At 61.5% G+C, this 11,962-nt stretch carries 10 protein-coding genes and 1 tRNA gene; 10 read left to right on the top strand and 1 reads right to left on the bottom strand.

The features are described from left to right. Positions 1–96: 96 nt before the first annotated feature. Positions 97–555 carry a cache domain-containing protein gene (locus H2509_RS19680; protein WP_182168181.1) on the bottom strand — a complete coding sequence of 153 codons (459 nt, stop codon included), beginning with the start codon at positions 553–555 and terminating at the stop codon, positions 97–99. 562 nt (positions 556–1,117) lie between these two features. Between H2509_RS19680 and H2509_RS19675 the strand changes: the two genes are divergently transcribed. From H2509_RS19675 to H2509_RS19630, 10 genes are all read left to right on the top strand, one after another. Next, positions 1,118–1,192 (top strand) — tRNA-Val (locus H2509_RS19675). 80 nt (positions 1,193–1,272) lie between these two features. Beyond that, the gene (locus H2509_RS19670; RefSeq protein ID WP_182168180.1) at positions 1,273–2,598 is read left to right on the top strand and encodes an adenylate/guanylate cyclase domain-containing protein; all 1,326 of its coding nucleotides are present in this window, start codon (positions 1,273–1,275) and stop codon (positions 2,596–2,598) included. A gap of 435 nt (positions 2,599–3,033) precedes the next feature. Beyond that, positions 3,034–4,056 carry a GlxA family transcriptional regulator gene (locus tag H2509_RS19665; protein ID WP_182168179.1) on the top strand — a complete coding sequence of 341 codons (1,023 nt, stop codon included), beginning with the start codon at positions 3,034–3,036 and terminating at the stop codon, positions 4,054–4,056. 158 nt (positions 4,057–4,214) lie between these two features. Beyond that, positions 4,215–5,885, top strand: coding sequence for a formate--tetrahydrofolate ligase (locus H2509_RS19660; RefSeq protein WP_182168178.1), 1,671 nt, complete (start codon positions 4,215–4,217; stop codon positions 5,883–5,885). A 249-nt stretch (positions 5,886–6,134) separates the two neighbouring features. Then, positions 6,135–6,836, top strand: coding sequence for a corrinoid protein (locus H2509_RS19655; protein ID WP_182168177.1), 702 nt, complete (start codon positions 6,135–6,137; stop codon positions 6,834–6,836). 6 nt (positions 6,837–6,842) lie between these two features. Continuing rightward, positions 6,843–7,496, top strand: coding sequence for a DUF1638 domain-containing protein (locus H2509_RS19650; protein ID WP_182168176.1), 654 nt, complete (start codon positions 6,843–6,845; stop codon positions 7,494–7,496). 202 nt (positions 7,497–7,698) lie between these two features. Then, positions 7,699–8,001 (top strand): virulence factor, encoded by a 303-nt coding sequence (locus H2509_RS19645; protein WP_182168175.1) that lies wholly within the window; start codon positions 7,699–7,701, stop codon positions 7,999–8,001. Continuing rightward, positions 7,994–8,902 (top strand): methylenetetrahydrofolate reductase, encoded by a 909-nt coding sequence (locus H2509_RS19640; RefSeq protein WP_182168174.1) that lies wholly within the window; start codon positions 7,994–7,996, stop codon positions 8,900–8,902. The genes H2509_RS19645 and H2509_RS19640 overlap by 8 nt, the downstream gene beginning before the upstream one ends. Next, the gene (locus H2509_RS19635; RefSeq protein WP_182168173.1) at positions 8,899–9,849 is read left to right on the top strand and encodes a methyltetrahydrofolate cobalamin methyltransferase; all 951 of its coding nucleotides are present in this window, start codon (positions 8,899–8,901) and stop codon (positions 9,847–9,849) included. Before H2509_RS19640 ends, H2509_RS19635 begins: the two co-directional genes overlap by 4 nt. Before the next feature lie 15 nt (positions 9,850–9,864). Then, positions 9,865–11,904 (top strand): ASKHA domain-containing protein, encoded by a 2,040-nt coding sequence (locus tag H2509_RS19630; RefSeq protein ID WP_182168172.1) that lies wholly within the window; start codon positions 9,865–9,867, stop codon positions 11,902–11,904. Positions 11,905–11,962 lie beyond the last annotated feature (58 nt).

Here is an 11,962-nt window from a genome sequence, read left to right as displayed (position 1 = left end):
GTGGAAGCCGATCGGTGAACGCGCCCACCGGCTTCCTTTCTCGATGCGGGAAGGTTTCATGCAGCGTCAGCGGCTGGCTCCCGCCATTGGGCAGCGCTATTTGAAGATTCCCACGCCGCAAATATCGTCGCCGAACCCCTTTACGGTCGAAGACTTCGATTCCAGCTTGTTCGTGGTGGGGTTCGGCCAAAGGTAATCGACCCAGCCGCCGCCTGCCCTTGCAGTCGAGATGATCTCGACTATGAACTTCTTGCCGTTGGCATCCTTCAGGCCCGACAGATCGCGCCCCACAAGGGCGCTATTCGCTCCGTGACCGGTGATTACTCCGGCATCGTCCATGCAGAAGACATAAAGATCGCGATCGACCCAGTTCGAGCCTTTTTCCGAGAAATCCTTCAGGGCCTGATCCCGTCCAACCGCCTTGTAGTGAGCCTCCGCATTCCCCAGCATTGAGGAGGCCTCATCGGCAGTCCCGCGGTCACCAGCGGCGTTGACCTGCCCAAGAAGTAAAAGGGTACCCACTAACCCTAGGATAGACGCCTTGAGAGATTGCATTGGATGTTCCTTCGCGATCGTTGTTACTTCTTCCAGTGATTGAACTTCTTTTTTTTGCAATCATAACTGGCGGCAACGTATTAAATTCGCGTTAATTCGCAATGCAATCCACAGACAGAATATTCATGTTTTTTCGCATAGTTATCCAAATTTATTAATGAAAATTAACACCTCATTGCATAAATTTTTTGCAATCTGAAGAGATAATCGTTCAACATCCTCCTCCATCGAAACGAGATATACTCGCCATAACGCTTAAGATGGCTGGTCAATAGGAAGGAAAACTTAGTTACGCGGCGTTAAGTCAAGAGAAAAATTTTTTACCACTGCCCGAGCGGTATCGCGGCCGGAATTCGGCACGGCACGCATCGCGGCAAGGCGGAAGGCAAAGTGAACGAAATCCGTGCCGCAGAGCCGTTTTCCACTGCCCGCCGTGAACGAAAAAGCACAGAGTTCCAAATGGTGTACGGGAGGCGGTTTCAACCGGCCGGTATTTTTTTAGATTGCCTATTGCCTAACCAACTGGCCTAGAATAGATAACCGCCACGCAACGATTGCGACAGGGCGATTAGCTCAGCGGGAGAGCGTTCCGTTCACACCGGAAAGGTCACTGGTTCAATCCCAGTATCGCCCACCATCTTTTCCTAAAAATCTCAATACCTTGATGCAGGCCTTGCTTCGTCGGCGCGGTTTCCGCGCGGCGACGATTCGCGTATCATGTCGCGCTGGCAGCTGAAGAAGACCGCTTGCACCATGAAAGCCCGACAGTCCTTCGCGCCCCTGGATCCGGCACCCAGAGACTATCCCCGTGGAGTGGTCCTGCTGCGGCGGTCGGCACGCGGCCGGACTTGTGCTCCAGACTGGCTATCCATTGCGGAGTTCGAGGAATGGCTGCTGACGAAGGCGGTACAATGCGACGACCTGCTCGAGCTTTTCGAGGATTTCGTCTGGCGACTGGTCGCCTGCGGCCTGCCGGTAGACCGGTCCACCATTCATATCGGCACGCTACACCCGCTCCTGATGGGCTTCGCCTACAATTGGAACGTCATCGACGGACTTGCCGACGAAATGAAAGTCGATGACAGCTCGCGCCAGACAGGAGCTTTCCTGGAGAATACGCTTTACCGGGTCATCGAACTCGGCGAGCGCTTGCGTATCGACATCAGCGATCCAGAGCAGGCAAAGCGCTTCCCCATAACCCGGGATCTCGCCTCGCAAGGCTTTACGGACTACGTGGCCGTCCCGCTCGTCACCGGCGGCGCCTACCACAACGCCGCCACCCTCGCGACGCGCCAGTCCGGCGGCCTGCGGGACGATCAGGTCGTGCTCCTGCGTCGGCTGTTTCAGATATTCGCTCTTCACCTGGAGCGGCAGATCGCGCTCAAGGTGGCCGCCAACTCGCTTGAAACCTATCTGGGCGGGGCTGCCGCGGGGAAGGTCCTGGGCGGTACGATCCGGCGCGGATCGGGCGAACCGATCCGCGCCATCCTTTGGGTATCGGACCTGCGCGGCTTCACGGATCTTTCCGATCATGTGCCGGCGGCGGCGGTCACCGAAATTCTCAACGCCTATTTCGAACAAATGGCCGGTGCAGTGATCGCCTGCGGAGGCGAGGTGCTGAAATTCATCGGCGACGGGCTGCTTGCGGTCTTCCCGTTCGAGGATGAAGACGAGGCACGGCAGTCTGCCCAAAACGCGGTGGCGGCCGCGCGCATGGCGCTGGCGGGTATTACAATGCTGAATGAGGAAAAGCCGGGTCCCCTGGACAAAATCGATGGATGGCATCCTCTTCGCACCGGGATAGCGCTGCATGAAGGGGAAGCCTTCTTCGGCAATGTCGGCTCGCCGGACCGCCTCGACTTCACAGTGATCGGACAGGCGGTCAACCTGGCCAGCAGAACGGAATCGCTGACAAAAGAGCTCGGCCACGCTGTCCTGCTGACGGAGCCCGTGGCAATGCGCCTCGATGAGACACTGAGGGATTTCGGCGCCCATCGCATGCGCGGCCTCAGCGCTCCGGTGCGAATTTTTGGTCTGCGGTAATTCTGTCCGAAGCTGCAAATAATCGGCCGGCCGGAAGCAGAACTCGAACGATCAAAGAAAAGTACGGCTGACCGGCAGAGCAATCCGGCGTGCCAATTCACAATGAGACGCGCGAAAACATTGCCTCGTTCGACTGACCCGAATTCATGTCGGTTTTACGACAATGCGTCGCACGAGAACCAGAGGTAAAGCGCTCAACGTATCAGGCCGCTACGATTACCAATATAAATCGCAAAGTCAGAAGTTATATACTGAACACACAGCCGCCCTTGGCCGGCACTCCATAATATAATCACAGATATGTATAGCATTACTATTTGACATCGGCCTTTGCCTTACACACTCTTGCCCTATCTAATAAGGAATGGTCGACTGTTCCGCCGCCTCTTGCGAAGCGGAAGTCGGCAAGTCCAGTTGGCGTGAAGAGGTCTTGGCATGGCCGGCGGCGTTGGACAGCAGGAAAAGCATCGGGTCGCCCTGATCCTTCTCGATCGCTTTTCGATGATCGCATTTTCATCGACGATCGAACCCTTGCGGCTGGCCAACCGGGTGCTGGGCGAAAGCTTTTACGAGTGGAAGACCTACTCGGTCGATGGCGGCGAAGTGGAGGCAAGCAACGGCTGCCGCGTCTCCGTCGATGCGTCGATGCAGGACCTCGAGGACGCCGATATCACGCTTGTCTGCGCGGGGATCGATGTCGAGCGGATTCCGCTCAACAAGGAACTCGGCACGAAGCTGCGCAAGCTGAATGCGCGCGGGCGGACCTACGGTGCCGTCTGCACGGGTTCTTATGTTCTTGCCCGCTACAATCTGCTCGAAGGCCGCCGCTGTACGATTCATTGGGAGAACCTTCGCTCCTTCCGGGAAGAATTCCCGGATGTCGAAGTCACCGGCGACATCTACGCCATCGACCGCAATTGCATTACCTGCGCCGGCGGCATGGCCGCGCTCGACATGATGCTCCGGATGATTGCCATTCGTCACGGCGCCCATCTTGCCCACGAGATCGCGGAAGTGGCGCTTTACCAGAACATTCGCTCCGGCGAATCGGCTCAGCGCCACGACCTGGAGACCCGTACCGGCATCGCCAATATCAAGATCCTCGACGCCATCCGCATCATGGACATGCATATCGAGGATCCCCTGTCGTGCCAGCAGCTGGCCCTGACCGTGAATCTCAGCCCCCGCCAGCTTGAGCGGCTATTCCGCCGGCATTTCGATTGCACGCCGGGCCAGTATTATCTGAAGCTGCGCCTGGAGACGGCCCGCGACCTTCTGCGCCGAACGAATCGCGCCGTGCTCGACGTGGCGATCGCGTGTGGTTTCGCTTCGACGTCGCATTTCACCAAATGCTACCGGGAGCGCTATAGCTGCACGCCGACCGAAGAACGTCACTCTTATTTCTGGACGCAGGGCGCCAAGCGCAAGGCTTCGACCTCGGCCAGCACGATTTCCTGAACCGACTATCCGCCCAGCGAGAAAGTCGATTGCGGAGAAAGCCGCGTCGTATTTTCAATAGTCATGGGCTCGCCCCTCCCCTAGCCTCCCCATCGAGGAACAATCCGGTTGCGCAAATCCGCATTTGACTGCATGCGGCGCCGGCAGGGAGACAGCACATGGCAAGCGACATTGAAATCGCCCGCGCGGCAAAGATGCGACCGATCTCGGAGATCGGAGAAAAGCTCGGCATCCCGCAGGACGCACTGGAGAACTACGGGTCGACCAAGGCCAAGGTCCGGGCCGATTTCATCGCGTCGCTCGACGGCCGTCCTGACGGCAAGCTTGTTCTGGTCACCGCAATCAATCCGACGCCGGCGGGCGAAGGCAAGACGACGACGACGGTGGGCCTTGGCGACGGGTTGAACCGGATCGGCAAGAAGGCCGCGATCTGCCTGCGCGAACCGTCTCTCGGCCCGTGTTTCGGCATGAAAGGCGGCGCGGCGGGCGGCGGCCATGCCCAGGTGGTGCCGATGGAGGACATCAACCTCCATTTCACAGGCGACTTCCACGCCATCACCTCGGCGCACAATCTGCTCTCCGCCCTGATCGACAATCACATCTACTGGGGCAATGCGCTCGGGATCGACCAGCGGCGAATTACCTGGCGCCGGGTGATGGACATGAACGACCGGGCCCTTCGCCAGATCGTTACGTCGCTTGGCGGCGTGGCGAACGGTTTCCCTGCCGAAGCCGGTTTCGACATCACGGTCGCCTCCGAGATCATGGCGATCCTCTGCCTGTCGCACGATCTCGCGGACCTGCAGCGGCGTCTCGGCGACATCATCATCGGCTACCGGCGCGACCGCACCGCCATCACCGCCCGGGACCTGGAAGCCGACGGCGCCATGACCGTGCTGCTGAAGGAGGCGATGCAGCCGAACCTGGTGCAAACGCTGGAGAACAATCCGGCCTTCATCCACGGCGGCCCCTTCGCCAATATCGCGCATGGCTGCAATTCGGTGATCGCGACGCGCACGGCACTGAAGCTTGCCGATTATGTAGTGACCGAGGCGGGCTTCGGCGCCGATCTGGGCGCGGAGAAATTCTTCGACATCAAGTGCCGCAAGGCCGGCCTGCAGCCGTCCGCCGCCGTCATCGTGGCTACCGTGCGTGCGCTCAAGATGAATGGCGGTGTCGCCCGCGAGGATCTCAAGGCTGAAAACGTCGCCGCGCTGAAAAAGGGCTGCGCCAATCTTGGTCGTCACATCGACAACGTCAAACAGTTCGGCGTGCCGGTTGTCGTGGCCATCAATCACTTCACCGGCGATACCGAAGCAGAAATCGCGGCGGTGAAGGAATATGCGGCCACGCACGGTGTCGAAGCGGTGCTTTGCACGCACTGGGCCGACGGATCGGCGGGCACGGAGGCCTTGGCGCGCAAGGTCGTGCAACTGGCCGAAAGCGGCGCGGCCCAATTCGCCCCGCTCTATGGCGACGACATGCCGCTTTTTGAGAAGATCCAGACAATCTGCCGGCGCATCTACCGCGCCGACGACGCTGCCGCCGACAAATCGATCCGCGACCAGCTCAAGAAGTGGTCGGCCGACGGTTTCGGCCACCTGCCGATCTGCATGGCAAAGACGCAATATTCCTTCTCGACGGATCCGAACCTTCGCGGCGCGCCGACCGGGCATATCGTTCCGATTCGCGAGGTCAGGCTTTCGGCCGGCGCCGGCTTCATCGTGGTCATCTGCGGTGAGATCATGACGATGCCGGGCCTGCCGAAAATACCCTCGGCCAACCAGATCAGGCTGGACGAGCGGGGCCAGATCGAAGGCCTCTTCTAGGCTTGCCGAAAGCATGGCCGGCGGCTTGGGCTACCGCTCTCCGCCGGCCATTGCGTTCCTCCCTGTTGCCATCGCCGGTTACTTGTCGCAGGCACGACCTGCCGTGTCGTTTTAAAGACATCCGGAAGGCTTCCTCATCTTCAGAGTGATTTTAAACAACGTGGCTTTAAGAGGCGCGAACGAATACTTGCGACCCGGCCAGGTCAATTGGCCGCCGTAGGGAATCGATCGACGCTCATGGAGTGTTGAATGTCCGAAGACGATCTCGATCTCAGGTCCCTTTCCGACGAGGAACTCGTCGAGCAGATGCACGACGATCTCTATGACGGTCTCAAGGACGAGATCGTCGAAGGCGTGGAAATCCTGCTCGAGCGAGGATGGACGCCCTACAGGGTGCTGACCGAGGCGCTGGTGGAAGGCATGCGTATCGTCGGCATCGACTTCCGGGACGGCATTCTTTTCGTGCCGGAAGTCCTGCTATCCGCCAATGCCATGAAGGCCGGCATGGGTCTCCTGCGGCCGTTGCTTGCCGAAACCGGCGCGCCCAAGGTCGGCAAGATGATCATCGGCACGGTGAAGGGCGACATCCACGACATCGGCAAGAACCTGGTTTCCATGATGATGGAAGGCGCCGGCTTCGAGGTGATCGACCTTGGCATCAACAATCCGGTCGAGAACTACCTTGCGGCGATCGAGGAGCACCAGCCGGACATCGTCGGCATGTCGGCGCTTCTGACCACCACGATGCCCTACATGAAGGTCGTTATCGACGCGATGATCGAGAAGGGTATTCGCGACAAATACATCGTCATGGTGGGCGGCGCGCCGCTGAACGAGGAGTTCGGCCAGGCAATCGGCGCCGACGCCTATTGCCGCGATGCGGCGGTGACGGTGGAAATGGCCAAGGACCTGATTGCGCGCAAGCACAATCAGCTTGCCAGGGGAGCGTAGTTCGAGATGACCGCGCAGGTCTGGCCAGCCCCTCTACCCGACGGAACGGTCCCCCTTTCGGGGGATGCGGCCGGACGCGTGCTCATCATCGCCTGCGGCGCGCTGGCGCGGGAATGCCTCGCGGTCATCGCGAAGAACGGCCTTTCGCATGTCGACCTGCAGTGCCTGCCGGCTCAACTGCACAATCGACCCGAAAAGATACCGGAAGCCGTCCGCGCCGCGGTGCGAGCCGCCAAGAGCACCTATGGCAAGGTGCTGGTCGGCTACGGCGACTGCGGCACCGGCGGGCAGCTTGACAAGGTCGTTGCCGAGGAAGGCGTAGAGCGCATTGAAGGCGCGCATTGCTATGCCTTCTATACCGGTATCGAGGCCTTTGCGGCCGAGGAGGAGAGCGAGCTTGGGACGTTTTACCTGACCGACTTCCTTGCCCGCCATTTCGAAACGCTGGTTATCCGGCCGCTCGGTCTCGACGTCTATCCAGAGCTCCGCGATCTCTATTTCGGCCACTACACCCGCCTGCTCCATCTGGCGCAGGACGATGACGCGGACCTCGACGAGCGGGCACATGCGGCCGCGGATCGTCTGGGGCTGCGACTGGAAAAGCGACGCACCGGCTACGGCCTGCTCGATGACTTTCTCCGGCAAACCCAGGCTGCCTGAAAGCATAGATCGGCCGCTTTCTCTGCATTTTTTGGACACAAAGACTTCCCGCACCGGCGGTCAACCATCTATTTCCGAAAAGAAATACTGAAGCGTGAAGTATACGCGACGGGCAACGTCGCATTTGGAACTGCCTGTGTCGGCTGAAAGCCGAAGATTGCAGGCGCGACGGGCAAGATGACGGAAATTCCGGAGCGAACTGATGGCTGAGAGAATCATCGTCTACTGGCGCGACATCCCGGCCCAGATCCTTGTCCGGGCAGGCCGGAAGGCTGCGCGACGCGAGCTGCCGGAGAGGTTTATCCAGGCCATCGACCGCTGCGCCATGTCGGTCGGAGTGAAGGACAGCGACGCCTATCTCGCGGAATGGCGACGTGGTTCCCCGGAAGAGATTGCAGGCGATCTGGAGGCGGCGGCGGACAAGGCGCTGACCGAAATCGACGCCGTTTATACCGCCGAGCGCCTCAAGGCGCTGATCGCTGCTGGAGGGTTCGATAATGCCTGATATCCGTCTCCCCGATCCCCGCCTCAATGCGTTTGGCCATATGGCAGCCTCGACGGAGGTCTCGCCCCGCCAGGTGCTGGAAAAGCCGGAAGTGCTGGAGGTTATCCCGCGGCTGACGCGGGTCTATCTCACCGACCTCGGCAATGCGGCGGAGGAGGATATCCTGCTTGCCGCGCGCCGGATCCATGCGGCCGGGCTGATACCCGTACCGCACCTGGCGGCGCGCCGGTTTCCGTCGCTGGACGCCTTCGATCGTCGAATCCGCGGGCTGGTTGCCGAAGCCGGCGTGCGTGAGGTTTTGACGATCGCCGGCGAAGCGGAGCGCAGCGGTCCGTTGACCTCGTCGGTCGCGCTGATCGAGACCGGCCTTCTGAACGAACTCGGCATCGAGCGGATCGGCGTCGCGGGACATCCGGAAGGCGCGCCTGCCATTCCGGCGGAGACGATCCGCGCTTTCCTGATGCGCAAGCATGAGTTGGCCGCGCAAAGCGATGCCCATTTCTACATCGTGACGCAATTCGGCTTCGACCCGCACGCCGTCAACGTCTGGCTCGACCAGCTGGAGAGCTGGGGCAACCGCTTCCCCGTTCACATCGGCGTTGCCGGCCCCGCCAAGATGACGACGCTGCTGAAATTTGCGGCCTTCGCCGGGGTCGAGAACTCCATCAACTTCCTCAAGAAGCGCGGCGGCGCCGTCGTCTCGATGCTGTCCGGCTACGACCCGGAAACGATGGTGCACCCGCTCGAAGCGCGCATCGCCGCAAGACCCGAAACGCAGCTGGAGCAGATCCACGTCTATCCCTTCGGCGGGCTGAAGAAGACATCCGAATGGCTGGTCGCCCGCGACAGCTGGACATTTTGCGGTGAAGCCGCTCCCCAAACCCACGAGGTAGCTCAATGACGCGGACGATCGTCGCTTCGGCAACGAAGGAAATCGCCATCGGTTTCGACCAGCCCTTTTGCGTGATCGGCGAACGCATCAATCCGACAGGCCGCAAGAAGCTGGCCGCCGAGATGGCCGCGGGAAATTTCGAGACCGTGATCAAGGACGCGCTGGAGCAGGTCGCGGCAGGCGCCACCATGCTCGACGTCAATGCCGGCGTGACGGCGGTCAATCCGAACGAAACCGAACCGCCGCTTCTGGTCGAGACACTTCAGATCGTGCAGGGTCTCGTGGACGTTCCGTTGTCGATCGACAGTTCCGTCTCGGCGGCGATCGAGGCCGCGCTCAAGGTCGCCAAGGGCCGACCGCTGGTCAATTCGGTGACCGGTGAGGATGAGAAGCTCGAGGCGATCCTGCCGCTCGTCAAGAAGTACGACGTGCCGGTGGTTGCCATCTCGAACGACGAGACCGGCATTTCGGAGGATCCGGACGTGCGGTTCGAAGTGGCGCGGAAAATCGTGCAGCGCGCCGCCGACTACGGCATCCCGGCCCATGACATCGTGGTGGACCCGCTCGTCATGCCGATCGGCGCCATGGCCACCGCCGGACAGCAGGTATTCCGCCTGCTGCGCCGCCTGCGCGAGGAACTGAAGGTCAATACGACCTGCGGCCTGTCGAACATCTCCTTTGGCCTGCCGCACCGCCACGGCATCAATGCCGCCTTCATCCCGATGGTCATCGCTTCCGGCATGACCAGCGCGATCATGAACCCCTGCCGTCCCCAGGAGATGGAGATGGTGCGGGCCGCCAACGTGCTGACCGGAAATGACGCCAACTGCTACAATTGGATCATGACCTATCGCGACCATTCGCCGGTGGCCGGTGTCTCTGCGGTGCCGGCTGCGGACAGTGCAGGTGCCAGGCGGCGCGGCGGACGCGAGGGCCGGCGGCGTGCAAGCGCCTGAGGGATGAAGACCTAAATGAACGCCAGCCAGAAAATGGCAAAAGTTGTCTTCCAGCCAAGCGGACGGCGCGGCACGTTCCCGGTCGGAACGCCGGTGCTCGATGCCGCGCGCTCGCTCGGCGTCTATGTGGAATCGGTTTGCGGCGGTCGCGGCATTTGCGGCCGCTGCCAGATCAGCGTCTCGGAGGGAACCTTCGCCAAGGAGGGCATCGTTTCGTCCGACGCCCATCTTGGCGGCGCGACGGAAATCGAGACGCGATACCGCAGCCTGCGCGACATGGCGGCCTCGCGCCGCCTTTCCTGCCAGGCGACGATCGAAGGCGATCTCGTCGTCGATATCCCGACCGAAGCGCAAATGAACCGCCAGGTCGTGCGCAAGCGCGCCGAAAACGTGACGGTCGAGGTCAACAGCGCCGTCCAGCTGGTACGCGTCGTCGTCGACGAACCGGATATGGAAAATCCGCGAGGAGACGCGGATCGCCTGCTCGACCGGCTGAAGGCCAAGACCGGAGAAAGCGCGCTCGCGATCGAACCCCGGCTGCTTTCCACGGTGCAGTCGGTCTTGCGTACCGGAAACTGGAGCGTGACGGCCGCGATCTGGCAGGACGATGCCGCACCGCCCGTCGTCGTCGCGATCTGGCCGGGCGCCAAATACACCGTATACGGCCTTGCCGTCGATATCGGCTCGACGACGATTGCCGCCCATCTTTGCGACCTCGTCAGCGGCAGGACGGTCACGTCCGCCGGCACGTCCAATCCGCAAATCCGCTTCGGCGAAGACCTGATGTCGCGGGTGTCCTATGTGCAGATGAACCCGCAGCGCCTGCCGGACCTGACCCGCACCGTGCGCGAGGCCATCAACGCGCTGGTCGGCAAGCTCGTGGCCGATGTCGGGGCGGAGCGCGGCGATATTCTGGACACCGTCTTCGTCGGCAATCCGATCATGCACCACCTGTTCCTCGGCATCGACCCGACGGAACTTGGCGGAGCTCCCTTCGCCCTTGCCGTCTCCGATGCGGTTCAATCCCGCGCCGCCGACCTCGACCTCGAATTGAACACCGGCGCAAGGGTCTATGTCCTCCCCTGCATTGCGGGCCATGTCGGCGCGGATGCAGCCGCCGCAACGCTCGCAGTGCAGCCGCATGAAGCCGAGCCGTTGACCCTGCTTGTCGATATCGGCACCAACGCGGAAATCATCCTCGGCGACAGACACCGGCTGCTTGCCGCCAGTTCGCCTACCGGCCCGGCCTTCGAAGGCGCCGAAATTTCCTGCGGACAGCGCGCGGCTCCCGGCGCCATAGAACGCATCCGCATCGACCCGCAGACGCTTGAACCGCGCTTCAAGGTGATCGGCGTCGATCAGTGGTCCGACGAGGAAGGATTTGCGGAAGCGGTCGAGGCGGTCGGCGTGACCGGCATTTGCGGCTCGGGGATCATCGAGGCCGTAGCCGAGCTCTTCCTCGCCGGCGTCCTGACGCAGGACGGACTGATCGACGGCTCGGCAGCAAGCCGCAGTCACCGTATCGTGCAGGCAGGCCGCACCTTTGCCTATCACGTCACGGATCACACGACGCCGATCACCATCCGGCAGACCGACATCCGTTCGATCCAGCTCGCCAAGGCCGCCCTCTATGCCGGCGTGAAGCTGCTTCAGGACAAGCTCGGCGGCGCGCCGATCGAGCGTATCAGGCTCGCGGGTGCCTTCGGCAGCTATATCGACACAAAATACGCAATGGTGCTGGGCCTGATCCCCGATTGCGATCTCGACCAGGTGGCAAGCGTCGGCAACGCGGCCGGCACCGGTGCGCGGATCGCGCTGATCAACCGGGGCAAGCGGCGGGAGATCGAGCGCGTCGTGCGGGAGATCGAGAAGATCGAGACCGCCATGGAACCGCGCTTCCAGGAGCATTTCGTCAACGCCATGGCGCTGCCGAACAAAGTCGATCCTTTCACCGAATTGCGCAAGACAGTGCCCCTGCCCGCGCCTCGTGACGCCGAAGCCGTCGATGGCAGCGACGGAGCCGGATCAGGCCGGCGCCGCAGGCGCCGCGCCTAATATCCCCGGCCGCTTAGAGCGCCGCTCCGGGGAGTTATCCCGAAGCGGCGATAGCCCT

Origin of the sequence: Stappia albiluteola (assembly GCF_014050225.1) — a bacterium.
Taxonomy (GTDB): domain Bacteria; phylum Pseudomonadota; class Alphaproteobacteria; order Rhizobiales; family Stappiaceae; genus Hongsoonwoonella; species Hongsoonwoonella albiluteola.
This window is presented reverse-complemented; position numbering and strand designations above follow the sequence as displayed.

What these genes read in the sequence shown, in the direction of transcription:
- H2509_RS19680 (WP_182168181.1), bottom strand. Translation starts at nt 555, where the DNA reads ATGCAATCTCTCAAGGCGTCTATCCTAGGGTTAGTGGGTACCCTTTTA.
- H2509_RS19670 (WP_182168180.1), top strand. Translation starts at nt 1,273, where the DNA reads ATGTCGCGCTGGCAGCTGAAGAAGACCGCTTGCACCATGAAAGCCCGA.
- H2509_RS19665 (WP_182168179.1), top strand. Translation starts at nt 3,034, where the DNA reads ATGGCCGGCGGCGTTGGACAGCAGGAAAAGCATCGGGTCGCCCTGATC.
- H2509_RS19660 (WP_182168178.1), top strand. Translation starts at nt 4,215, where the DNA reads ATGGCAAGCGACATTGAAATCGCCCGCGCGGCAAAGATGCGACCGATC.
- H2509_RS19655 (WP_182168177.1), top strand. Translation starts at nt 6,135, where the DNA reads ATGTCCGAAGACGATCTCGATCTCAGGTCCCTTTCCGACGAGGAACTC.
- H2509_RS19650 (WP_182168176.1), top strand. Translation starts at nt 6,843, where the DNA reads ATGACCGCGCAGGTCTGGCCAGCCCCTCTACCCGACGGAACGGTCCCC.
- H2509_RS19645 (WP_182168175.1), top strand. Translation starts at nt 7,699, where the DNA reads ATGGCTGAGAGAATCATCGTCTACTGGCGCGACATCCCGGCCCAGATC.
- H2509_RS19640 (WP_182168174.1), top strand. Translation starts at nt 7,994, where the DNA reads ATGCCTGATATCCGTCTCCCCGATCCCCGCCTCAATGCGTTTGGCCAT.
- H2509_RS19635 (WP_182168173.1), top strand. Translation starts at nt 8,899, where the DNA reads ATGACGCGGACGATCGTCGCTTCGGCAACGAAGGAAATCGCCATCGGT.
- H2509_RS19630 (WP_182168172.1), top strand. Translation starts at nt 9,865, where the DNA reads ATGAACGCCAGCCAGAAAATGGCAAAAGTTGTCTTCCAGCCAAGCGGA.